Here is a 21722-nt window from a genome sequence, read left to right as displayed (position 1 = left end):
GTTGCTGGTTATTTGCGCTCGGGCAGCATATTGGTCAGGGTGTTGTCTTTGAGCACATGGTGGTGGTAGATGGCTGCCGCCGCGTGCAGGGCAATCAGGGCATAGCCAATGTTGGCCAGCGTCTCGTGCAACTCCTTGATGGTGCCCTTCAGGCCGTCGTCGGGCGCGATGAGGGCGGGGAGCGCCAGGCCGAAGAAGGGGATGGGCTTGCCGCCCGCACTCAGCAGCAGCCAGCCCAGCAGCGGAGTGAGGAGCAAGAAGCCATAGAGCGCCAGGTGGGCGAGCTTGGCCAGCGTGAGCATCAGGGGGGAGAGCTCGGGCACGATACGCGGTGAAGGGCTACCCACGCGCACCAGCAGGCGCACGACCACCAGCGCCAGGATCAGCAGACCCACCATGAAGTGAAACTCCTTCATCAGGTCGCGGCCGGCCGACCCTTTGGGGAAGATGTCCCTGAACTCCATCAGCGCATAGACGGCGATCATCAGCAGCAGGGTCAACCAGTGCAGCCCTATGCTCAGGCTGCCATAACGTTGTTCGGTATTTCTCAGCATCGTTGTCTCCTCGCCACTTAAGCGGTTTATCTCTTTTCATCCCGTCTCATATCGAGCCAAAGGACCCGCAGGTATCCCTCTTGAGGGTACTCGGCTTGCTTATGCCCGTGTTGATCTCGATAACATTTCTGCCTGTTTGCCGTCATGCTGACCTGTGCGGGAGCCCATGGAGTATCGGGAGATGGAAGGGGCAAAAAAAAAACCGAAGCACCAGGCTTCGGTTTTTGGCGGTCGCTGGCGTCAGGCCAGGGCGCATTATTTCTTGATGCGGATCACCGGGGTTTCGCCCACGGTCACGGCGCCAGTCATCTTCACCAGCTCTTTGATCTCGTCCATGTTGGAGATGACCACAGGTGTCAGGGTAGACTTGGCTTTGGCTTCCAGAACGGCCAGATCGAACTCGATGATGGTGTCACCGCGCTTGACCTGTTGACCTTCCTGAGCGATACGGGTGAAACCTTCACCCTTCAGCTCGACGGTGTCGATACCGAAGTGAACGAACAGCTCGATACCAGAGTCGGACTCCAGAGAGAACGCGTGGTTGGTCTCGAAGATTTTGCCGATGGTGCCGTCGCACGGAGCAACCATCTTGTTGCCGGCCGGTTTGATGGCGATGCCGTCGCCGACGATCTTCTCGGCGAAGACGACGTCAGGCACATCTTCGATGGGGACGATTTCGCCGGACAGCGGAGCAAAGATTTCGATGCCGCCAGTGTCAGAACTGTCGTCGGAAACCAGTTTCTTCAGTTTGTCGAACAGACCCATAGTAAAAGCTCCTAGAGATGATTGTCGCTGTTTGCAGCCGATCTTAGCAGACTGCCTTCTGCTTAATAAAGTTATCTACGCACGCTTCGATTTCGGCGGCGGTGGCAAAGCTCAGCGCCTGGTCGGCCATGGCCTTCACATCTTCGAAGTTGGTGTTGCGGATAAGCTTCTTGATACGCGGTACAGAGATGGCGCTCATGGAGAACTCATCCAGACCCATACCCAGCAGCAGCAGGGTGGCGCGTTCGTCACCAGCCAGTTCACCGCACATACCGGTCCACTTGCCATTGTCATGGGAAGCGTCGATCACCATCTTGATCAGGGTCAGGACGGAGGGTGACAGCGGGTTGTACATGGCGGAAATCATCTCGTTACCACGGTCGACAGCCAGGGTGTACTGGGTCAGGTCGTTGGTACCGATACTGAAGAAATCCACTTCCTTGGCCAGATGATGAGCCATCACGGCCGCGGCCGGGGTCTCGATCATGATACCCACTTCGATGGATTCATCAAAGGCTTTGCCTTCGGCACGCAGTTCGGCTTTCAGCGTCTCCACGGTAGCCTTCAGGCTGCGGAACTCTTCGACGGAGATGATCATCGGGAACATGATGCGCAGTTTGCCGAAGGCAGACGCACGCAGGATGGCCCGCAGCTGGGCGTGCATGATGTCGGTGCGATCGAAGAAGATACGCACGGCACGCCAGCCCAGGAAGGGGTTCATCTCTTTCGGGAAATTCATGTAGGGCAGTTCTTTGTCGCCGCCGATGTCCATGGTACGGACAATGATCGGTTGATCCGGCATGGCTTCGGCCACTTCCTTGTAAGCCTTGAACTGCTCGTCTTCGGTCGGCAGCGCGTCACGGTCCATGAACAGGAACTCGGTACGGTACAGACCCACGCCTTCGGCGCCGTTGCGGATGGCACCTTCGGTATCCTTGACGGTCCCGATGTTGGCGCACACTTCGACCTGGTGGCCATCCAGGGTGATGGCAGGCAGGTCTTTGAGCTTGGCCAGCTCGTCCTTCTCTGCCTGGAACTGGGCCTGGAACTTCTTGGCTTCGTTCAACTGGTCGGCAGTCGGGTTGATGATGACCTGGTTGTTGATCGCATCCAGCACCAGCATGTCACCGTTCTTGACGCGCTCGGTGATGTCGTTGGTGCCCACGACGGCCGGCAGCTCCAGGGAGCGGGCCATGATGGAGGTGTGGGAGGTACGGCCACCGATGTCGGTGACGAAGCCCAGCACGTATTTCAGGTTGATCTGAGCGGTTTCAGACGGGGTCAGGTCTTTGGCGACCAGGATGACCTCTTCGTCGATGGTGCTCAGGTTGACAACGGCGATGCCCAGTACGTTCTTGACCAGACGGGTGCCGATGTCACGGAAGTCGGTGGCGCGCTCACGCAGATAGGGGTCATCCAGATCGGCCATCATCTTGGCGTACTGTTCGATCACCTCGTGAACGGCTCTGTCGGCAGAGGCCTTGTGTTCTTTGATGAAGGATCTGATATCCCCTTCCAGCTCTTCATCTTCGAGCAGCATGATGTGGCCTTCGAAGATGGCCTCTTTTTCTTCACCGAAGGTGCGACCGGCCATCTCTTTGATGGCTTCCAGCTGTGCGGCTGATTTGGTGCGGGCTTCGAGGAAGCGGTTGATCTCGGCATCAATCTGTTCGGCGGGAATCTTGCCCTGATTGATAACGATTTCATCTTCTTTCAGAAGAAGCGCCTTGCCGAATGCGATACCGGGGGACGCAAGAATGCCAGATATCATAATCCTTCCTATTAAAACGACTGTGGGGGAGGAATAAAGCTGGATTACTCCAGCTCGTCCATCAGGGCAACCAGCTTCTCAACGGCTTTCTGAGCGTCCGGGCCGTCAGCCTGGATGGTCACGTTGGTGCCTTTGGTCAGACCCAGGGTCTGGAGCTTGAACAGGCTCTTGGCGCTGGCGGATTTGCCACCGGAGACCACAGTGATCTCGCTTTGGAATTCTTTGGCTTCTTTCACGAACTGAGCTGCAGGACGGGTGTGCAGGCCGTTTTCAGCAGTAATAACAACAGACTTCTCGTACATGGTTTCACCCCATATTATTGATATTGTTTGGAGAGATGGTCGCCAATGAGGCTTCCTGTCTCACCGTGTCAGTATGGATATGTTGTAAAGTAACGAAATCAGACCTGCAATGGTTTAATCCAGGTCAATTTTCTGTGCAGTATTCGGTGTCGTGGCCAGGTATTTTTTCGCTATCAGGCTGCAAGCCGCGTCAGGCCTGGCCTGAAATTATTTTATAACGAAAAATAACACTTTGTTACCTTGTGATACCTTGCCAGCAAACACCTCGTGACGCCGCACAGGATATGAGATTTATCACAGAATGTCTGCTTTTTTTGTCATATCCAATTTTGTTATTTTACCCCAAAAAATAAGGGGCCGAGTGGCACTGGTGGCTAGAGAGTTTAGCGCATAATGAAAACGGCGCTCCGAGGAGCGCCGTCGTTTTGGTGTTGGCTGATCAACTACTGCTGCAATTCTTGCTCGCTGAACACACCGGCGAAGAGGGCGCTGGAGAGGTAACGCTCGGCGGCGCTCGGCAGGATGACGACAATCGTTTTCCCTTCGAACTCCGGCAGCTCGGCCAGACGGTTGGCAGCGACCACGGCAGCGCCGGAGCTGATACCGGCCAGGATCCCTTCCTCTTCCATCAGGCGGCGGGCCATCTCGATGGCTTCGTCACTGCTCACCTGCTCGACGCGGTCCAGCAGGCTCAAATCCAGGTTGCCCGGGATGAAGCCGGCGCCGATGCCCTGGATCTTGTGGGGACCGGGCTTTATCTCTTCACCCGCCAGTTTCTGGCTGATGACGGGGGATTCGCTGGGCTCGACCGCCACGGAGACGATGGCCTTGCCTTTGGTCTTCTTGATGTAGCGGGAGACCCCGGTGATGGTGCCGCCGGTACCGACGCCCGCCACGAACACATCCACCTCGCCATCGGTGGCGTCCCAGATCTCGGGGCCAGTGGTCTGCTCGTGGATTTCCGGGTTGGCCGGGTTTTCAAACTGTTGCAGCAGCACGTACTTGCCCGGTTCGGATTCGAGGATCTCGTTGGCCTTGGCGATGGCGCCCTTCATGCCGAGGGGGCCTTCGGTCAGCACCAGGTTGGCACCCAGGGCCTTGAGCAGTTTGCGGCGCTCCAGGCTCATGGTGGCCGGCATGGTCAGGGTGATGGGATAGCCGCGGGCCGCAGCCACGAATGCCAGGGCAATGCCCGTGTTGCCGCTGGTGGGCTCAATGATCTCCTTGCCCTTGGTCAGCACGCCGCGTTTCTCGGCATCCCAGATGAGGTTGGCACCGATCCGGCACTTGACGCTGAAGCTCGGGTTGCGGCTCTCGATCTTGGCCAGCACGCGGCCCTTGGTAACACGGTTGAGACGAACAAGCGGGGTGTTGCCTATGGTCTGGCTGTTGTCCTCAAAAATTTTGCTCATGGTGCTATCCCTGTGTTTGTTAAGGCGATGAAACAAGATTACCCTGTGGTTTCTGAATGAGAAGTGACGAATCGTTATAACAATATGTTATTACAACATATAGAACTTATTCTCTCTTGCCGAGGGGGCTCCCGCTGCCTGGGCATCCAATGGAAGGGATCTCATGGGATTTGCAGGAAGCGATCGCTATCTCGCATCACAGGCACTGAAGATGGCCGTCGATGCCGCCATCGTGCTGGAGAAGCCGCTGCTCATCAAGGGTGAACCCGGTACGGGCAAGACGGTGCTGGCGGAGGCGGTGGCCGAATCCCTGGGCGCCGAGCTCATCAGCTGGCACATCAAGTCCACCACCAAGGCCCAGCAGGGGCTTTACGAATACGATGCCGTCGCCCGGTTGCGAGACTCCCAGCTCGGTGACCCCAGGGTCGGGGAGATAGGCCACTACATCCGCCGGGGCAAGCTGTGGCAGGCCTTCAGCGCAGAGCAGCGGCCAGTGCTGCTCATCGATGAAATCGACAAGGCGGACATCGAGTTTCCCAACGATCTGCTGCTGGAGCTGGATCGGATGGAGTTCGATGTTTACGAGACCGGCGAGCGCGTGAAAGCGCGCCAGCGACCCGTGGTCATCATCACCTCCAACAACGAAAAAGAGCTGCCGGACGCCTTCCTTCGTCGCTGTTTCTTCCACTACATCCGCTTCCCCGACAAGGCCGAGATGCAGGCCATCGTCAAGCTCCATTATCCCGACCTCAAGGAGCAGCTGCTCGATGAGGCGATGACGCTCTTCTTTGAGCTGCGTGCGGTAGAGGGGCTGCGCAAGAAGCCGTCCACCTCCGAGCTGCTGGACTGGATCCGGCTGCTGTTGGCCGACGATATCGCCCCCGAGGCCCTGCGCACCCGTGAGCCCGGCAAGCTGGTGCCCGCTCTCTATGGTGCCCTGCTCAAGACGGAGCAGGACTTGCACCTCTTCGAGAAGCTCGCCTTCCTGGCGCGCCGCGGCGGCTGAATGCTCATCGACTTCTTCCTTTACCTGCGCCGCCACAAGCTTCCTTGCAGCCTGCGGGAGTTGCTCGACCTGCACGGGGCGCTGGCAGCCAGACTGGCCAGCCTCGACATGGACGAGTTCTACCAGCTATCCCGCTGCCTGCTGGTGAAGGATGAGGCGCACTACGATCGCTTCGATCGCGCCTTCGCCGAGTATTACGAGGGATTGGCCGCCATCCCCCTGTTGCCGGAGAGCCTGCCTGACGACTGGCTGCGCCAGGAGTTCGAGCGACTGTTAAGCCCGGAGGAGAAGGCGTTGCTCCAATCCCTCGGCGGGCTTGACCAGCTGCTGGAGACCCTCAACCAGCGGCTAAGCGAGCAGAAAGCGCGCCACGCGGGCGGCAACAAGTGGGTCGGCACCGGGGGCAGCAGCCCGTTCGGTCACGGTGGTTATCACCCGGAAGGGATCCGCATGGGGGAAGAGGGCCAGCACGGGCGGGCGACCAAGGTGTGGGAGGCGCGCCACTTTCGCAACTTCAGTGACGACTCGCCCCTGGGGCAGCGCGCCATCCAGCTCGCCCTGCGCAAGCTCAGACGCTGGGTGCGCCGGGGCAATCCCGACGAGCTGGATCTCGACGACACCATCCAAAGCTCGGCCAGGCAAGGCTGGCTCGATGTGAAGCTGCGGCCCGAGCGCCACAACGGGGTCAAACTGCTGGTCTTCTTCGACGTAGGGGGCTCCATGGATGCCCACGTGGCCGAGGTGCAGCGCCTCTTTTCGGCCCTGCGCCACGAGTTCAAGCACCTGGTGTTCTTCTATTTTCACAACTGCCTCTACGACTTCGTCTGGCAGGACAATGCCAGGCGCCTTGATGATCGGCTCGATACCCTGCGGCTGCTGCGTACCTACGGCAGCGACTACAGGGTGATAGTGGTGGGGGATGCGAAGATGGGCCCCTATGAAATCACCTGGCCAGGTGGCAGCGTAGAGTACTGGAACGAGGAGCCCGGCCAGGTGTGGCTCGGGCGCCTGCAACAACATTTCCCCAAGATGGTGTGGGTCAATCCGCTGCCAAGGCAGGAGTGGCTGTGGCACCCCTCCATCAAGTTGATGAACGAATTGATCGGCGGGCGGATGCACCCGCTGACCCTGGCGGGTCTGGCTGCGGCCATCGACCAGCTGTGACCCTCTGAACCCTAAAAAACAGACAAGCCGGGATTGCACCCGGCCAGGAGCAAAGATGACCTCTATCGTAATCAGTGGCTCAGGCCTCTATACCCCTCCCTTTGCCGTCAGCAATGAAGCGCTGGTGGCGGCCTTCAACCAGTACGTGGATCTCTACAACGAGGAGAACGCCTCCGCCATCGATGCAGGGCAGCTGCCTGCCAAACAGCACTCGAGCTGCGAGTTCATCGAGAAGGCCTCCGGCATCAAGAGCCGCTATCTGGTGAGCAGCGAGGGGGTGCGGGATCCCGACATCATGCAACCGCTCATGGCGGAGCGCCCGGACGATCAGCCCTCCATCATGGTGGAGATGGCGGTGGCGGCCGCCGAGCAGGCGCTGATCGCCGCCGGTCGTGAACCGGGGGAGATCGATCTTGTCATCGTCGCCGCCTCCAACATGCCGCGCCCCTACCCGGCGCTGGCCATCGAATTGCAGCACTATCTCGGCGCCAGCGGCCTGGCATTCGACATGAACGTGGCCTGCTCTTCCGCCACCTTCGGGATCAAGACCGCCGCAGACATGCTGGCGGCAGGCACCGCCCGGCTGGCGCTGGTGGTCAATCCGGAGATCTGCTCGGGTCACCTCAACTTCCGCGATCGGGACAGTCACTTCATCTTCGGAGACGCCTGTACCGCCGTGCTGCTGGAGCGGGAGGCCGATTGCCAGGTGGCCAACCCCTGGCAACTGGTGGCCAGCAAGCTGGTGACCCAGTACTCCAACAACATCCGCAACAACTTCGGCTTCCTGAACCGGCTCAGCCCGCGCACCCGCTACGGCGACGACAAGCTGTTCCGCCAGCAGGGGCGCAAGGTGTTCAAGGAGGTGCTGCCCCTGGTGTGCGATCAGATAGCCTCCCAGCTGGCGGAGCAGGGATGGGCGGCCGATAGCTTGAGCCGGCTCTGGCTCCATCAGGCCAACCTCACCATGAACCAGTTCATCGGTCGCAAGTTGCTGGGCCATGACGCCAGCCAGCAGGAGGCGCCTGTCATCCTCGACCGCTACGGCAACACCAGCTCGGCGGGTTCCATCATCGCCTTCCACCTCTTCAACCAGGATCTGCCGAGCGGGGCTCGCGGGGTGCTCTGCTCCTTTGGGGCCGGTTACTCCATCGGCAGCCTGCTGCTGCAGCGGCGCTGAGCACCCTGTTTTGCCCATAAAAAAGGTTCATCGCGGCTTTCCGGGGAAGGCCGCCTTGATTTTCAGAAAAAAGTATTCTGAGTCCCTAAATCCATATGCCATACGCTTTATCACTTTGATCTTGTTGTTCACCCCTTCCAGCACACTCGTGTGCATCGGGTAGTTTGCACTCGCCAGGATCCCCCGCATATATTTCGATAAATTTCGACCAAATCGTTGCAGCGGCGCTAGCCCGCTTTCCTTCACCTGCCGCATCCAGCTCCGCCATCGTCGCCATCCTTCCCACACGCTCGGCGCATACCAGATGCCCTTCAACGCCTCTTTCAGCACGTACACCATCGCCAGCGGTTGATTCGCCGCCAACAGCTCCTGCAACTTCACATCCTGTTTTTCACTCAGCTTCGCCCGATTACGTAGCAGCAACCAACGCGCACTTTTGACCACTTTTCGCGCCGGTTTATCGCTTTTCAGTGCATTCGCCTGCTCCACTCGCACCCGGTCCACCACCTCTCGGCCATAGCGAGCCACCACGTGGAACAGGTCGTAGACCACCTCCGCCTGCGGGCAGTGTTGCTTCACCTCCAGGTCGAACGCCGTGTTCATGTCCATCGCCACCGCCTCAATCTGCTGGCATCGCTCGCCGAGCTGCTCGAAGAAGGGACGGATAGCGGCCCGGCTGTTGCCGTGCCCCACCCACAGGACGCGGGTTCGCTCGGCATCCATGATCACGGTGGCATAGCGGTGTCCCTTGTGCAGGGCAAACTCATCCATCACCAGCCGCCGCACCTCCCCAAGTTCGATGGTGCCCACACTGGTCTGCAAACGGCGCTTGTCGATCTCCTTGATGGTGTGCCAACCGACCCCGGTGAGCTGGCTGACATGGCGGATGGGGAGGTACTGAACGAGCGCTTCAATCCAGCACTGCATGCGCCGGGTGAGGCGGGAGCCAGAGGGGAGCCAGTCGATATGTTCACTGACGCGACCACAGCGCAGACAGTCGACGCGGCGAACAGGCAGTTGTAACCAGACTTGTCGGTCAAATAGGTCTCGCTCACGCACCCGGCGGATACGTTGGTCGTGGATCAATGGCGTGGGTTGCAGGCATCGGCGACAACGGGGCAACAGGTCGGCGCGAGGCTCAAGGGTAAACAGGGTGTGATGGTTGGCAGAAAGCGCTTGGGCGATGACGGTATAACCTGGCCAGAAGGAGGCAATATCAATATGATGCACGGCGACAGCAGGGTGATGGTGGTGGTGTGTTTGGAGACAGCCAGTTTACCAGCACCCTGTCTGTCAACTTCCACTTCCCCAAGATCCCGCGAAGAACCATAAAAAAGCCACCCGGGAGGGTGGCTTTTTTTCATGCTGCCAGAGAGGCTTTTTTCAAGCGGGTTCGATGGCAAGTACCTGACATTGCGGTTCTTTTATCTGAAATCGCACGTTCACATCGAACAATCTGACACCGTACACCTTGTCATCCGGCTTGCCCTTCTTGTAAGCAGGGCGGGGATCCTGGGCCAGCACCTCCCTCACCAGTTCGCGCAGCTCCGGGTGGGCCTTGAGCCAGGGGGCGAGCTGCTGCTCGGCCTGGGCGCTGAAGCTCACCGCCAGAGGCGGGGTGGGGGCATCGGGGGCGAAACCGCCACGGGCGTGGGGCAGGCTGTCGGCATAGGGGACATAGGGCTTGATGTCGACGACGGGGGTGCCGTCGAGCAAGTCCACGGCGCCCAGCTCGAGCCAGAGCTTGCCGCGCTCACGTCCCACCCCGTGCAGTTCGACCACGGAAAGGCCAAGGGGGTTGGGGCGGAAGGTGGAGCGGGTGGCAAAGACCCCGACCCGCTCGTTGCCGCCGAGGCGCGGCGGTCGCACCGTCGGGTGCCAGCCCTGATCCATGGTCTGGTGAAACACGAAGCTGATCCAGAGATGGGAGAATTGCTCGATGCCGCGCAGCACATCGGGCTGATCATAGGGAGGAAGCAGTTCGAGGCGGGCGCGAGCCGCGCTGACCAGACCGGGCTGGCGGGGTATGGCGAACTTCTCCTTGTAGGGAGAGCGGATGATCCCTAGGGTATCGATATCGAACTTCATGGCGGATCCTGGCTGAAAACCCGGGCAATGTAGCACAGGCACGCCGAAAACGCAGGGGGAGCACCAGGACGCAGCCCCTGTGATCCCGATCCCAGACCCGGTGCCCGGGGGCTGTGTCCTGGTGCCAACTTGCGTAGGGTGGGGCGGCAAAAGGGGTGGCGGGGGAGCGGGCAAGGAGCCTGCTGCCCGCACCATGACGATATGCCTGGCGGCATCAGGGCGTGCCTGGGACGTGTGCTCACCATGCTAGGCCATGGCCGTTTCGGCTGCCCGTGGAGGGGCTGCAAGGAGAGGGCGCCATAGAGGAGAGACAGGGATGAAATTGTTGATTATCGGCGGCACCGGCTTTCTGGGTCGCCACCTGACCACGCTGGCCCTGGATTGGGGGCACGAGGTGACGCTGTTCAATCGCGGCCACCGCCAGCACCCGGATTGGCGGGAGCTGACCCAGCTTCACGGGGACAGAGACGGGGACCTGGCCCCCTTGCGGGGCGAAGGGCGGCACTGGGATCTGGTCATCGACACCTGCTGCTATCGCCCCGAACAGGCCGAAGGACTCTCTGACGCCCTGCTGGGGCGCTGTGATCGGCTCATCTTCATCTCCACCATCAGTGTCTATCGCGATTTTTCCCAACCCGGCATGGATGAGTCGGCCCCCTTGCACGAGATAGCAGGAGCGCCCACCGACTACGGCCCCCTCAAGGTGCTGTGCGAGTCGGTGTATCGTGCCCGCTGGGGAGATCGCCTGTGCACCCTGCGCCCCGGCGTGCTCTGCGGCCCCTTTGACCCGACCGCTCGTCTTGCCTGGTGGGTGAGGCGGGTGCAGCGGGGCGGGCACTGGCTCTTGCCGGGGCAGGGGGAGGACAGGCTGCAATACCTGGATGTACGCGACTGCGCCGAGTTCGTGCTGCGGGCTGCCGAGCAGCGACTCGCTGGGTGTTTCAACCTGATCAAGCCCGGCATCGCACTGAACGACTGGGTGGAGCGCCTCGCTGCCCGGCTGACGCCAGCGACCCCCTTGCAGCTCGAGTGGGCTCCCTGGCGTGACCTGATGGCGGCAGGGGTGGCGCCCTGGCAAAGCTATCCCACGCTGCTGCCAAACGAGCTGCCCGAGTATGCTGGGTATGGCACCATCAGCGCCGAGGCCGCCATCGTCCATGGGCTGAACTTTCGCCCCCTGGAGGAGACGGTTGACGATCTGGTGGTATGGCTTGCCAGCAACCCCCGGGGGCCGCTGCCGGGCATGACCCATGACGAGGAACAGGCCCTGCGACGACGAGTGGAGGTTTCCTTGTCATCGAATGCGTACTAGCCGACATCATAAAGAAGAGGGCACCCCGGGGTGCCCTCTTCTCATGTGGGGTGTTCATCCATGACGGGCGCTCAGCGCAGCAATGCCCCCGCGTCGGCCAGCAGGGTCCTCAGCACACTGCGATGGCAGCGGGACTCCTGTTCGCAGTAGCACCCCACCGAGAAATGGGTGGTGTGGGAGAGGGCAGCCAGCAGGGCCAGATCGTGCCTCGCGGCCGGGGCGGCCATCTCGGCCTTGTACTGCTTGCAGAAGGCGGTCCACCGGGCCGGGGTGTCGGCAGTCTGACCGAGTTTCATGGTCTCGGCGCTGGGGGCCAGATTGGGGAACCAGACGTCGTACCAATCCTGGCTGGCGAACGCCGCTTTGGGCACGCCGCGAGGGGGGCGACGCACGGTGCCGATGCGAAGCCCCTCATCCTCGAGGCGGGGGCTGCCGAGTCGCACGATGGCGATCGCCATGGCAGGACTTACTTCTCTTCGGCCACTTTCAGCGCCTGACCGTAGCAGATCACCTGCTTCAGGCAGCCGGGCACGTCGCTGAACTCGGCGCACTTGTCGAAGCTGACGCCGTTGCCCCCCATGTCCGCCACGCGGCGGCGGGCCAGGGTGCGGGCTTCACCGGCATTGGGCACCGCCTGGTTGGCATCGCTCTGGCAGGATTCCCCCTCGACGGTGCCGAGGTAGAGGTAGTTGAGGTCGGCGAGCTCGCTCTGCTCGTAGATCCGCACGCTCCCCGGCTTGAAGTACTCGTCGAAGTTTTCCTTGTCCAGATTGCTGTTGAAGGCGAAGTCGGCGCAACCGGAGGCAATCAGGGGCATCATCAGGATCAGGCGTTTCATATCGGCATCTTGTTGGGTGGCGAGTGGGCCATTATAGGGGGCAGTCGCCGATGGCGACCAGCCCCATTTTTAGCCATATCAATGGATTGTAGCGAGACGACCCCGGATCAGGCGGGGGCCAGTCGCCGGTGCAGGCTGCGGTAGTGATCATCTTCCAGCAGCTCCTGGTGGGGGGCACACAGACGGATGCGACCCTCTTCCATCAGGGCTACCCTGTCCATCCGTTCCAGCCCCAGCAGGCGGTGGGAGATGAGCAGCAGGGTGCGATCCGCCCCCAGGGTCAGCAGCAGATCCATGATCTCCCGTTCGGTCTGGGTATCGAGCCCTTCGGTGGGCTCGTCCAGCAGCCAGAGCGGTGCATCGTGGAGCAGGGCGCGGGCGATGCCGATGCGGCGGCGCTCCCCGCCGGAGAGCGGACGCCCGCCATCCCCGAGCCAGGCATCCAGCCCCTGTTCTGCCTGCTCACCCTCATCGTGGAGCAGAGTCCCGAGCCCCACCTGGGTGAGCACCTCGATGAGCCGTTCGTCGCTGGCTCCGGGGGCGGCCAGGGTGAGGTTGCCACGCAGGGTATCGGCAAACAGGTGGACCCGCTGGCTCACCACGGAGCAGGAGGCGCGCAGCGCCTCTTCGCTGTAATCGGTGAGGGGCTTGCCATCGAGCAGGATCTCCCCCGATAGGGCCGTCCACTCCCGGGTCAGCAACCCCATCAGGGTGGACTTGCCACAGCCGGTCTGCCCCAGCAGCGCCAGCTTCTCTCCGGCATGCAGTTGCAGGGTGCACCCTTGCAGCACGGGTGCATCCTGGCCTGGATAGGTGAAATGCAGGTCGCTTATCTGCACGGCACCCCGGGCAGCGGGGGCTTGCTGTGCGCCCCACTCCGGCGCCTTGGCCTCTTGCAGGATCTCGTTGAGACGGCGGGCGGAGGTGAGGCTGGTGGAGAGGTGCTGGAAGGCACCGGACAGCGGCAGCAGCGCCTCGAAGCTCGCCAGGGTAGCGAACACCATGAGTGCCGTGATGGGGTCAGGGGCACTGCCACCGACGCCGTGACCGGCCAGCCAGAGCATCAGGGTCAGAGTCCAGCCGCTCAGCAACTGCACCGAGAAGGCGGCCAGACCGCTGACGCGGGCCATGCGGGCCTGGGCCCGGATCAGGGCCTGCTCCGCCTGCTGCAATCCGGTGAGCGCCTCGGGAGCGGCGGCGAACATCTGCAGTTCGGCCTGGCCGTCCAGATAGTCCACCATGCGGGTACGCAGGTTGGACTTCTCGGCGATGAGCTGGCGGCCCGGCGCGCGCCCGGCAAAATAGAAGACCAGGGGCAAGGCCAGCATGCCAAAGAGCAGAATGGCTCCCAGCGTCAGCGCCAGGCGACCATCGAAGAAGGAGAGGAAGAAGACCAGTCCGGCGCAGCTCAGCAGCGCCGCCCCAATGGGGGTGATGAGGCGCAGATAGACGTGATCCATGGCATCGATGTCGGCCACCAGACGGTTGAGCAGGTCAGCCTGGCGAAAACCGGCAAGGGAGCCGGGGGAGAGAGGGGAGAGCTTTTGCCAGAACCAGACCCGCAGCCGGGTCAGCACCCGGAAGGTGGCGTCGTGGCTCACGACCCGCTCGCCCCAGCGACTGGCGGTGCGCACGATGGAGAAGAAACGCACGCCCCCCGCAGGGGTCATGTAGTTGAAGGTGTCTCGGGTGGCGACCGCCAGCCCGGCGACGGCGGCGGCGGAGAGGAACCAGCCGGAGAGGGAGAGCAGGCCCATGCCGGCCACCAGGGTGACCAGGGCCAGCAGCAGGCCGATGGAGAGGCTGAGCCAGTGCTGGCGATAAAGGCGCAGGAACGGCAATAGATCAGTCATCGAGAGAGTCTCCGAAACCTTGGGATTGCGACAGGAGGCGGGCGAAGGGGCCCTGGGCCTCGCCGAGTGCGGCAAAACGTCCCTGCTCCACCAGCTTGCCGTGCGCCAGCACCAGGATGTTGTCCATCTGGCTGAGCTGATCGAGGCGGTGGGTGATCATCAGCAGGGTCTGACCTTGTGCGGCCTGTTCGAGGGCGCTCATGACGGCCCGCTCAGAATGGCGATCCAGGCTGGCAGTGGGTTCATCCAGCACCATCATCTGGGTCGTCTTGAGCAGGGTACGGGCAAGGGCGATGCGCTGGGCCTGGCCGACGGAAAGGCCGCCCGCCTGATCCCCGACCCGATAGTCCAGCCCTTTCTCATTGACGAACTCCCAAGCCTGGGCGCGCTTGAGCGCGGATTCCAGCTCGGCGTCGCTGGCGGATGGTCTGGCCAGCAGCAGGTTGTCCCGCAGGGAGCTGTGGAAGAGTTGGGGATTCTGGGAGAGCCAGCCTAGCTGCTGGCGCCACTGGCTGATGTCCAGGGTACGAAGCTCCACTCCGTTGACGCATAGGGAACCGCGATAGGGGGCAAAACCGAGCAGGGCGTTGACCAGGGAGCTCTTGCCCGCGCCGCTGATGCCGACCAGGGCTGTGCGCGTGCCGGCTTCCAGCGTGAAATCGAGGGGACCGACCAGCACCTTGCCCTCGGCGCTCAGCACTTCCAGGCTGCGGGCTTCTACCTTGACGGGGCCATCCGCATGGAAGGGGAGCGTCCCGGAGGCGGGTTCGCTCACGTCGGCCTCGAGAAATTCCAGCAGTTGTTCGGCGGCGCCAATGGCCTGTGCCTTGGCGTGATAGTGGGCACCGAGTTCCCGCAGCGGCGCGTAGAACTCGGGGGCGAGGAAGAGCACGAACAGGCCGGTAAAGAGGGTGACCTTGACGCCATAGCTGCCAAAGTTGAGGTGATCGATGTAGGAAAAACCGAAGTAGACGGCCACCAGGGCCACCGCGATGGCGGCGAAGAACTCCAGCACGGCCGTGCTCAGAAAGGCGAGGCGCAGCACCTCCATGGTGCGCTCACGAAAATCTTCCGATGTATCGCGGATGGCCTCCCCTTCCGCCCGGGTACGCATGAAAAGCTGCAGGGTGCGCAGCCCCTTGAGGCGATCGAGGAAGTGTCCGGAGAGGCGCGCCAGCGACTGGAAGTTTCGGCGGTTGGCATCGGCGGCGCCCACTCCCACCAGGATCATGAAGAGGGGAATGAGGGGGGCCGTGCCGAGCAGAATGAGGCCCGCCGCCCAGTTGACCGGGAACACGGAGACCAGGATCACCAGGGGAATAAAGACGGCGATGGCCATCTGGGGCAGATAACGGGAGAAGAAGTCCTGCATCTCTTCGATCTGCTCGAGCAGCAGGCTGGCCCAGCTACCGGCGGGGCGACGCTGGATATAGGCAGGGCCGAGCCTGGCGAGGCGGGTGAGCACCAGCTCGCGGATGGCCTGGCGCACCGCACTGCCCGCCTTGAAACTCGCCACCTCGCGGCCATAGGCCAGGGCCGCCTTGGTCAGGGTCACCAGCAACAGACTGATGAAGAGGGGGGCGGAGTGCTCCGGCGTGGAGCCTTCGATGATGAAACCGTGCAGCAGGGTCGCCAGCAACCAGGCCTGCATCACCATCAGGACGCCCTGACCCAGCCCGAAGGCGATGGAGATGCCGATCCAGCGCCGACCATGGCCCGATTGTTTGCGCAACCAGCCATAGAGATGTTTCTGTCTGTTCTTGTCCATTACCACCCTCCTCAAACGAGTGGCGCAAGACTATCGTCGCCCCCACGGCTTGGCAACCTTGCAGAGCCGGGCGGAGGAATATCATTGTGTGAAAAATCGGCTTCATGCTCATTAGTTGGCCGAACAGCTTGATTTATGGCAAAAAATGCGAGGTCGGTGATTGCGCTCGGCGGCAAAATGCATATAGTAGAGGCCACTGACGCGGGTGTAGTTCAATGGTAGAACGGTAGCTTCCCAAGCTGCATACGTGGGTTCGATTCCCATCACCCGCTCCACATTCCAGATAGCGGCACGCGCCGTTGTCCATATCAGCCAGATGGCTGTCCGTCGTGGGGATTCCCCATCACACCGAGCACGTTTTGATGCCTAGCGGGCATCGTATAATGGCTATTACCTCAGCCTTCCAAGCTGATGATGCGGGTTCGATTCCCGCTGCCCGCTCCAGTCTTCACACAAAAAGCCCACTCCTGCGAGTGGGCTTTTTGTTGTGCTCTTTTTGAGGGGGCAAGTTGCTTTGGGGGGGCCTTGCAGACATGGAAAAGGCGCCACAGGGCGCCTTTTCAACTCGGGAGTGGGGAGGATTACTCCTGCTCCAGCTCGCCGCAGAAGCGATAGCCTTCGCCATGGATGGTGGCGATGATCTCCGGGGTGTCACCCACGCTCTCGAAGTGCTTGCGAATACGGCGGATGGTCACGTCCACTGTGCGGTCGTGGGGCTTGAGTTCGCGGCCCGTCATCTTCTTGAGCAGCTCGGCACGGGTCTGGATCTGGCCGGGGTTCTCGCAGAAATGCAGCATGGCGCGGAACTCGGAGCGGGGCAGCTTGAACATGTCGCCAGCCGGGCTGACCAGGGCGCGGCTGTTGATGTCCAGGGCCCAGCCATTGAACAGATAACGTTCTACCAGCTTCTTCTCTTCGCCACCGGCGGCCACGTTCATGGTACGACTCAGCAGGTTGCGGGCACGGATGGTCAGTTCACGGGGATTGAACGGCTTGGTAATGTAGTCATCTGCGCCGATCTCCAGCCCCAGGATCTTGTCCACTTCGTTGTCGCGACCAGTCAGGAACATCAGGGCGATGTTGTCGTCTTCACGCAGCTCGCGCGCCAGCAGCAGGCCGTTCTTGCCCGGCAGGTTGATGTCCATGATCACCAGGTTGATGGTGTGGCTGGTCAGGGCCTGGTGCATCTCGTCACCGTTGTTGGCTTCCAGCACGATGTAGCCTTCGGCTTCAAAGATGCTCTTGAGGGTGTTGCGGGTGACCAGCTCGTCTTCGACGATCAGAATATGTGGTGTTTGCATGAGTATTCCCAGATTCTTATCAGTTAATTATCGAAATTTTAACACTCTTTGGCGTTATCCGACCGGTCCTGAAAATTTATTACGTCATCCTGGGTATGAATATCAGGTCGAATCATCGCGAATTTGGTAACTATGTCGGCAAGCATCCCTGTGCCGTACATGGGCTCTCAACAAGTCTGAACAAGAGAAGCCCGGAGAGGTAGTCCATTACAAAAGTTGCTGCATTTTATCAGTTAACAGGCGCATAACAACACTCTTTGCCGTCAGATAGCAACTTTTTAACTCAGCTTTGATATAAGTCAATCCCCGAGTTCGCTGCATCATACTTGGGCTGACCCGCTTTTTCGCCCTTAATAAATGTAATGGGATGTAACATGTGGTTGACATGACTTTGTGGGAAAACTACAGAAAAGTGTGCTTCATCGCCCCCTTTGCGCCCCCCAACTGTCCAGCCTATGCCATTGTCACGGCCTGGAACCCGGCCAGCCGGTGGGTGGGGTTGCGCCGCAATGCCCGTCGCCAGCGAGCCCTTGTCCGGCAAGTGGGCGAGTGTCCCGTCATGGGAGAGGTCTGGGGGAGCGATGAGGATGAGCGCTGGCAGGAGGCGTCGTTGTTGTTGCCGCTTTCGCAGCCAGAGGCGATCCGGCTGGCCGCCCGATTTGGCCAGAATGCCCTCTATTGGGTGCGTGAAGGAGAGCTCTGGCTGGTGCCCGTGTTGCTGGAAGGGACGCCCTGTCATCTGGGGGCGCTTGCGTCCCGCTGGCGGTTCAGGCCTTTGGGCTGACATGCCCCCCGCCATCCGGACAGGGCACCCGGCCGGTGGATTGTCAGCGCCCCGACATGATGAAAGAATGAGCGGACACATTTCACTCCATGGAAGGATGATGATCATGCTGGACCTGCTGCCCGACCTTTGCGATGAACATGGCGATGCTCTTAGGGTCGCTGACCCCCTGTTTCAGGACTATGGCGGCAAGGCGCTGTTTTACGGCGAGGCCGTGACCCTCTCCTGCTTTGAAGACAACAGCCTGGTGCGTGAGCTGGTCAACCGTCCCGGCCATGGCAAGGTGATGGTGATCGACGGGGGCGGCTCCCTGCGTCGGGCGCTGCTCGGGGATCAGCTGGCCATCAAGGCGGTGGAGCAGGGGTGGGAGGGGATCCTCATCAATGGTGCCGTGCGGGATGTGGGGACGTTGGCGACCCTGGCGCTGGGGGTCAAGGCCCTGGCCCCCTGCCCGGTCAAGACAGAGAAACGGGGCCTGGGCACGCTGGACACCGTGGTCTCTTTTGCCGGTGTGACCATAGCGCCCGGCGACTATGTCTACGCCGACCTCAACGGTGTGCTGGTGAGCGGCGCCAGGCTCCTCTGAACCTCAGAAATTGAAGCCCACGCCCAGAGTGAGAAAGTGTTCCGTGCTGAAGGCACTGAGTCCGTAATTGGCGGTGATGGCCAGGGAGGGGGTCAGCAGCAGGCTGCTGTTGAGCTCAACCAGGGTGCTGGCCTTGCTCACCTCCAGTTGCTTGAGCTGGCTGCCGATGTTGAGTGACGGGGAGAGGCGATAGCGCACCCCAGAGCTGATATTGAACCCGGCCTGCCCGCTCTGGGGGCCGATGGCGGGGCCGGCCTCCATGTAGAGGCTGATGTCATCCTGAAGCGGGTATTGGTAGCCGGTATTGATGAGCCAGAGGTCGAAGTTGTCGCCAAGATGGCTCTGGTTGCCGAGCAGTACGCCGGAATAGCTTTTGACGTAGAGCGGGTTGTCCGATTCGGTCTGGAGAAAACTCCAGTCGGCGGCCTGAGCCGAAAAGACGAGGCTGGATGCCATGGCGATGACGAGAGACTTGACCATTCGTTTCCCCTCCCTGGGTCCGAACAGGACTACAAGCATGGCACATGCCAGCGGGGAGTAAAGGGAACCCCGATCACAATAAAAGAGTTTTGATTGACGCCGCAGTCATGGTACACAGGCCCCTCACTCCGTGTCGTTACGACACGTTCCATCACGAGGTGAACTGATGAACAACAAACTGATCCTGCTGGCCGCTCTGGCCCTGGGAGGCTGCGCCATGACTACGGGTTCCACGCTGGCACAATTGCAGGCATCGACCTGGCAACTGCAAGGGGCGAGCGGTGATACCTTCACCCTGCAGGTCGCCGGTGACAAGGTGGCGGGCAAGGGCGGCTGCAACCGCTACTTTGGCGGCATCACAGAGCAGGGTGACGGCGTGTTGACGCTGGGCGCCATGGGTTCGACGCGCATGATGTGTGCGGGGGATCTGGCCGGCAAGGAGATGAACTACCTGCAGACCCTGGAGAAGGTGGCGAGCTTCCAGATCAGCGGCAAACAGCTGGTGCTCAAGGATGCCGACAAGGCCACCTTGCTGACCTTTGACGCCGTGAAATAAGCCGGGATCTCGTCAAAGGCTGTCGCAGGCGGCCCCTGCGCCAGCGTGCAGAAGAATGTGAAAAGGGACGCCATGGCGTCCCTTTTTGTACCTGATGCCGGGTCATCCCCCTCGCTGGAAGCGAAACCGCTTCTTGCGCCGGTAGGGATAGACATCCTCGAACATCCCCTCCTTGATGTTGCTCTGCAGCATCTTCCAGTAGTTGGCATCGAAGAGCTCCTTGTGCAACTGCATCATGATCTCCCGCACCTGGGGTTTTTGCAGCAGGAAGGTGGCGAACTCCTCCGGGAAGATGTCGTTGGGTGCCACCGAATACCAGGGCTCGGCGCTCCACTCGTCCTCCGGGTAGCGCGGCGGCGGGATCTGGCGGAAGTTGCACTCCGTCATGTAGCAGATCTCGTCGTAGTCATAGAAGACCACCCGGCCGTGGCGAGTCACCCCGAAGTTCTTGAACAGCATGTCGCCGGGGAAGATGTTGGCCGCCGCGAGCTGGCGGATGGCGTTGCCGTACTCCTCCAGGGCGAGGCGGGTCTGCTGTTCGTCCGCCTGATCCAGATAGAGGTTTAGCGGGATCATCTTGCGCTCGGTGTAGAGGTGTTTGATCACCAGCTTGTCGGCGGTGAGGGTAAGCGCAGAGGGCGCCACCGCCTTGAGCTCGGTCAACAGCTCTGGCGAGATGCGATCGAGGGGAAACTCGAAGTTGGTGAACTCCTGGGTATCTGCCATGCGTCCCACTCTATCGTGCTGTTTTACCAGCCGGTATTTCTCCTTCACCTGCTCGTGGCTCACCTCCTTGGGCGGGGTAAACTCGTCTTTTATCACCTTGAACACCACATCGTAGGAGGGGAGGGTGAACACGCTCATCACCATCCCCTTGATGCCGGGCGCGATGACGAACTGTTCCCGGCTCTGGGCCAGGTGCTGCTGATAGTGGCGATAGAGCTCGGTCTTGCCGTGCTTCTGGCAGCCGATGGCGTTGTAGATTTCATAGTCCGGCTTGCGGGGCATGATCTGGCGAAGGAAGGCCACAAAGAGCGCCGGCACCGGGGCATAGACCATGAAGTAGGCGCGCGCGAAGCCGAACACGATGGAAGCAAGCTCCGGCTCGAAGATGACGGTGTCCACATAGATGCTCTGACCGGTGCTGAGCAAGGGCAGGATGAAGGGATAGACTTCGCCCTTCACCCGGATGAGCCCCACCAGATAGGCTCCCTTGTTGCGATAGAACACCTCCCTGAGCAGCTCGATGGCGAAGGGCTCCTCGTGCAGGATGGCCGGGCCGCTCTCTGCCAGATGGCGGTGGATGTCCATGATGTCCCGCTGCTTGTCTTCGAAAGGGAGGGTGAAGCTGTAATCCCCGAGCAGCTGGCTCAGGGTCTGGGGCAGGTGGGAGAGATCGGTGCGATAGATACGCAGCAAGGATCCCAGGTCAGGCTTGTCACCCCGGCTCACGAAGGGGTGGATATAAAGGTTTTCGTCGCGGATGTTGCGATGGCGGAAGATGCGGCGATAGACGGAATTGAAGAAGGACTCCGCCACCTCGAAGTTCTCGCAGCGGGGCAGGAGATCGCTGAAGGCGCCTTTCACCTGCTTGAGCAGGGCCTGGGTCGGCAGCTGCTCCCCCATCATCTGTTTGATCTGCGCCGTGGTGGCGCCGACATGGTGATCATAGAGGCGGATGCGCTCTCGACCGGCGAGCTGCACCCCCAGCCAGTCGCTGTTCTCGAAACGGCTCTTGCTGCCCTGGGTTATCTCGAGAAAGCGGCTGTAAAACGACTCAAAACGTTGCAGGATCGTCTCGGCGACCGCCTGCTCCAATGGCTGCTGCATCTCTCTCTTCCTTGTGATCTGGCGGGCCCATGGCGTCAGTGCCCTGAGGCGGCGGACTCGCGTCCAAGGCCACTATGGCAACATCCAAACATCTGTTCAAGTGGCAATATTTCGGGATAAACGGTAGATTGCGCCCCTGTTTTGCCGACGGTTCGCCGCAGTTCGCGGCGTCGGC

Annotated in this window: 21 protein-coding genes and 2 tRNA genes; 9 read left to right on the top strand and 14 right to left on the bottom strand. The window is 61.1% G+C overall.

Going from position 1 to position 21722, the window contains the following annotated elements; genetic code table 11:
- Positions 1–8: 8 nt before the first annotated feature.
- The 5 genes from I6L32_RS00270 to cysK form a co-directional block, all read right to left on the bottom strand.
- A complete protein-coding gene (locus tag I6L32_RS00270) occupies positions 9–554 on the bottom strand; it encodes a cytochrome b (protein WP_010673568.1) in 546 nt (181 codons plus the stop codon).
- A gap of 255 nt (positions 555–809) precedes the next feature.
- Positions 810–1319: a PTS glucose transporter subunit IIA gene (gene crr, locus I6L32_RS00265; protein ID WP_010673569.1), complete on the bottom strand. Its 510-nt coding sequence runs from the start codon at positions 1317–1319 to the stop codon at positions 810–812.
- A gap of 43 nt (positions 1320–1362) precedes the next feature.
- Positions 1363–3090: a phosphoenolpyruvate-protein phosphotransferase PtsI gene (gene ptsI, locus I6L32_RS00260; protein WP_041213301.1), complete on the bottom strand. Its 1728-nt coding sequence runs from the start codon at positions 3088–3090 to the stop codon at positions 1363–1365.
- 44 nt (positions 3091–3134) lie between these two features.
- On the bottom strand, positions 3135–3392 hold the full coding sequence (locus I6L32_RS00255; protein WP_005303128.1) for an HPr family phosphocarrier protein: 258 nt from the start codon (positions 3390–3392) through the stop codon (positions 3135–3137).
- A gap of 443 nt (positions 3393–3835) precedes the next feature.
- Positions 3836–4804 carry a cysteine synthase A gene (gene cysK / locus I6L32_RS00250; RefSeq protein ID WP_041213300.1) on the bottom strand — a complete coding sequence of 323 codons (969 nt, stop codon included), beginning with the start codon at positions 4802–4804 and terminating at the stop codon, positions 3836–3838.
- Between the two features lie 163 nt (positions 4805–4967).
- Here cysK and I6L32_RS00245 point away from each other — a divergent pair, with 163 nt between their 5' ends.
- Genes I6L32_RS00245 through I6L32_RS00235 form a run of 3 tightly spaced genes read left to right on the top strand, consistent with a single transcriptional unit; the run spans position 4968 to position 8151 of the window.
- Positions 4968–5810: a MoxR family ATPase gene (locus tag I6L32_RS00245; protein ID WP_201901391.1), complete on the top strand. Its 843-nt coding sequence runs from the start codon at positions 4968–4970 to the stop codon at positions 5808–5810.
- A complete protein-coding gene (locus tag I6L32_RS00240) occupies positions 5811–6974 on the top strand; it encodes a VWA domain-containing protein (RefSeq protein ID WP_213320694.1) in 1164 nt (387 codons plus the stop codon).
- 55 nt (positions 6975–7029) lie between these two features.
- Positions 7030–8151, top strand: a complete 1122-nt coding sequence (locus I6L32_RS00235; RefSeq protein WP_216944496.1) for a beta-ketoacyl-ACP synthase III — start codon at positions 7030–7032, stop codon at positions 8149–8151.
- Positions 8152–8178: 27 nt separating this feature from the next.
- Here the strand turns inward: I6L32_RS00235 and I6L32_RS00230 are convergent, their stop codons facing one another.
- Together I6L32_RS00230 and tsaA are read right to left on the bottom strand one after the other, a co-directional pair.
- A complete protein-coding gene (locus I6L32_RS00230; RefSeq protein ID WP_084865641.1) occupies positions 8179–9381 on the bottom strand; it encodes an ISL3-like element ISAeme19 family transposase in 1203 nt (400 codons plus the stop codon).
- 153 nt (positions 9382–9534) lie between these two features.
- Entirely contained in the window at positions 9535–10239 is a 705-nt protein-coding gene (gene tsaA / locus I6L32_RS00225) for a tRNA (N6-threonylcarbamoyladenosine(37)-N6)-methyltransferase TrmO (RefSeq protein ID WP_041214760.1), read from the bottom strand.
- A 316-nt stretch (positions 10240–10555) separates the two neighbouring features.
- On the opposite strand from tsaA, the gene I6L32_RS00220 reads away from it, so the two are divergent.
- Positions 10556–11551: an NAD-dependent epimerase/dehydratase family protein gene (locus tag I6L32_RS00220; RefSeq protein ID WP_213320692.1), complete on the top strand. Its 996-nt coding sequence runs from the start codon at positions 10556–10558 to the stop codon at positions 11549–11551.
- Positions 11552–11622: 71 nt separating this feature from the next.
- Here I6L32_RS00220 and I6L32_RS00215 read toward each other — a convergent pair whose 3' ends face one another.
- The 4 genes from I6L32_RS00215 to cydD form a co-directional block, all read right to left on the bottom strand.
- Positions 11623–12009: a DUF488 domain-containing protein gene (locus I6L32_RS00215; protein WP_104454513.1), complete on the bottom strand. Its 387-nt coding sequence runs from the start codon at positions 12007–12009 to the stop codon at positions 11623–11625.
- Between the two features lie 8 nt (positions 12010–12017).
- On the bottom strand, positions 12018–12389 hold the full coding sequence (gene rcsF / locus I6L32_RS00210; protein ID WP_010673578.1) for an Rcs stress response system protein RcsF: 372 nt from the start codon (positions 12387–12389) through the stop codon (positions 12018–12020).
- A 107-nt stretch (positions 12390–12496) separates the two neighbouring features.
- Complete coding sequence (gene cydC, locus I6L32_RS00205) at positions 12497–14242, bottom strand: cysteine/glutathione ABC transporter ATP-binding protein/permease CydC (protein ID WP_216944495.1); 1746 nt, start codon at positions 14240–14242, stop codon at positions 12497–12499.
- Positions 14235–16010 (bottom strand): cysteine/glutathione ABC transporter permease/ATP-binding protein CydD, encoded by a 1776-nt coding sequence (cydD, locus tag I6L32_RS00200; RefSeq protein WP_216944494.1) that lies wholly within the window; start codon positions 16008–16010, stop codon positions 14235–14237. Before cydD ends, cydC begins: the two co-directional genes overlap by 8 nt.
- 201 nt (positions 16011–16211) lie before the next feature.
- Here cydD and I6L32_RS00195 point away from each other — a divergent pair.
- Positions 16212–16285 (top strand) — tRNA-Gly (locus I6L32_RS00195).
- A 94-nt stretch (positions 16286–16379) separates the two neighbouring features.
- Positions 16380–16454, top strand: a tRNA-Gly gene (locus I6L32_RS00190).
- Positions 16455–16591: 137 nt separating this feature from the next.
- Here the strand turns inward: I6L32_RS00190 and arcA are convergent.
- The gene (gene arcA / locus I6L32_RS00185; RefSeq protein WP_010673581.1) at positions 16592–17311 is read right to left on the bottom strand and encodes a two-component system response regulator ArcA; all 720 of its coding nucleotides are present in this window, start codon (positions 17309–17311) and stop codon (positions 16592–16594) included.
- A 385-nt stretch (positions 17312–17696) separates the two neighbouring features.
- Between arcA and I6L32_RS00180 the strand changes: the two genes are divergently transcribed.
- Positions 17697–18095: a DUF3293 domain-containing protein gene (locus I6L32_RS00180; protein WP_216944493.1), complete on the top strand. Its 399-nt coding sequence runs from the start codon at positions 17697–17699 to the stop codon at positions 18093–18095.
- A gap of 106 nt (positions 18096–18201) precedes the next feature.
- Positions 18202–18681: a putative 4-hydroxy-4-methyl-2-oxoglutarate aldolase gene (locus I6L32_RS00175; RefSeq protein WP_104455996.1), complete on the top strand. Its 480-nt coding sequence runs from the start codon at positions 18202–18204 to the stop codon at positions 18679–18681.
- 3 nt (positions 18682–18684) lie between these two features.
- Here I6L32_RS00175 and I6L32_RS00170 read toward each other — a convergent pair whose 3' ends face one another.
- Positions 18685–19161, bottom strand: coding sequence for a hypothetical protein (locus I6L32_RS00170; RefSeq protein WP_048208079.1), 477 nt, complete (start codon positions 19159–19161; stop codon positions 18685–18687).
- 166 nt (positions 19162–19327) lie between these two features.
- Between I6L32_RS00170 and I6L32_RS00165 the strand changes: the two genes are divergently transcribed.
- A complete protein-coding gene (locus I6L32_RS00165; protein ID WP_039039356.1) occupies positions 19328–19717 on the top strand; it encodes an META domain-containing protein in 390 nt (129 codons plus the stop codon).
- A 102-nt stretch (positions 19718–19819) separates the two neighbouring features.
- Here I6L32_RS00165 and aceK read toward each other — a convergent pair whose 3' ends face one another.
- Positions 19820–21547, bottom strand: a complete 1728-nt coding sequence (aceK, locus tag I6L32_RS00160) for a bifunctional isocitrate dehydrogenase kinase/phosphatase (protein WP_010673586.1) — start codon at positions 21545–21547, stop codon at positions 19820–19822.
- Positions 21548–21722: the final 175 nt, after the last annotated feature.

This window comes from Aeromonas sp. FDAARGOS 1402 (assembly GCF_019046925.1).
Taxonomy (GTDB): domain Bacteria; phylum Pseudomonadota; class Gammaproteobacteria; order Enterobacterales; family Aeromonadaceae; genus Aeromonas; species Aeromonas caviae.
Note: the sequence above shows the minus strand (reverse complement) of the source record. Positions and strands in the feature narration are given on the sequence as shown.

Excerpts from the sequence above, each read along its gene's own strand:
- cysK (WP_041213300.1), bottom strand. The coding sequence starts at position 4,804 with ATGAGCAAAATTTTTGAGGACAACAGCCAGACCATAGGCAACACCCCG.
- tsaA (WP_041214760.1), bottom strand. The coding sequence starts at position 10,239 with ATGAAGTTCGATATCGATACCCTAGGGATCATCCGCTCTCCCTACAAG.
- I6L32_RS00220 (WP_213320692.1), top strand. The coding sequence starts at position 10,556 with ATGAAATTGTTGATTATCGGCGGCACCGGCTTTCTGGGTCGCCACCTG.
- crr (WP_010673569.1), bottom strand. The coding sequence starts at position 1,319 with ATGGGTCTGTTCGACAAACTGAAGAAACTGGTTTCCGACGACAGTTCT.
- I6L32_RS00235 (WP_216944496.1), top strand. The coding sequence starts at position 7,030 with ATGACCTCTATCGTAATCAGTGGCTCAGGCCTCTATACCCCTCCCTTT.
- I6L32_RS00165 (WP_039039356.1), top strand. The coding sequence starts at position 19,328 with ATGAACAACAAACTGATCCTGCTGGCCGCTCTGGCCCTGGGAGGCTGC.
- I6L32_RS00170 (WP_048208079.1), bottom strand. The coding sequence starts at position 19,161 with ATGGTCAAGTCTCTCGTCATCGCCATGGCATCCAGCCTCGTCTTTTCG.
- I6L32_RS00270 (WP_010673568.1), bottom strand. The coding sequence starts at position 554 with ATGCTGAGAAATACCGAACAACGTTATGGCAGCCTGAGCATAGGGCTG.
- rcsF (WP_010673578.1), bottom strand. The coding sequence starts at position 12,389 with ATGAAACGCCTGATCCTGATGATGCCCCTGATTGCCTCCGGTTGCGCC.
- I6L32_RS00240 (WP_213320694.1), top strand. The coding sequence starts at position 5,811 with ATGCTCATCGACTTCTTCCTTTACCTGCGCCGCCACAAGCTTCCTTGC.
- aceK (WP_010673586.1), bottom strand. The coding sequence starts at position 21,547 with ATGCAGCAGCCATTGGAGCAGGCGGTCGCCGAGACGATCCTGCAACGT.
- I6L32_RS00245 (WP_201901391.1), top strand. The coding sequence starts at position 4,968 with ATGGGATTTGCAGGAAGCGATCGCTATCTCGCATCACAGGCACTGAAG.
- I6L32_RS00255 (WP_005303128.1), bottom strand. The coding sequence starts at position 3,392 with ATGTACGAGAAGTCTGTTGTTATTACTGCTGAAAACGGCCTGCACACC.
- cydD (WP_216944494.1), bottom strand. The coding sequence starts at position 16,010 with ATGGACAAGAACAGACAGAAACATCTCTATGGCTGGTTGCGCAAACAA.
- ptsI (WP_041213301.1), bottom strand. The coding sequence starts at position 3,090 with ATGATATCTGGCATTCTTGCGTCCCCCGGTATCGCATTCGGCAAGGCG.
- I6L32_RS00180 (WP_216944493.1), top strand. The coding sequence starts at position 17,697 with ATGACTTTGTGGGAAAACTACAGAAAAGTGTGCTTCATCGCCCCCTTT.
- arcA (WP_010673581.1), bottom strand. The coding sequence starts at position 17,311 with ATGCAAACACCACATATTCTGATCGTCGAAGACGAGCTGGTCACCCGC.
- I6L32_RS00215 (WP_104454513.1), bottom strand. The coding sequence starts at position 12,009 with ATGGCGATCGCCATCGTGCGACTCGGCAGCCCCCGCCTCGAGGATGAG.
- I6L32_RS00175 (WP_104455996.1), top strand. The coding sequence starts at position 18,202 with ATGCTGGACCTGCTGCCCGACCTTTGCGATGAACATGGCGATGCTCTT.
- cydC (WP_216944495.1), bottom strand. The coding sequence starts at position 14,242 with ATGACTGATCTATTGCCGTTCCTGCGCCTTTATCGCCAGCACTGGCTC.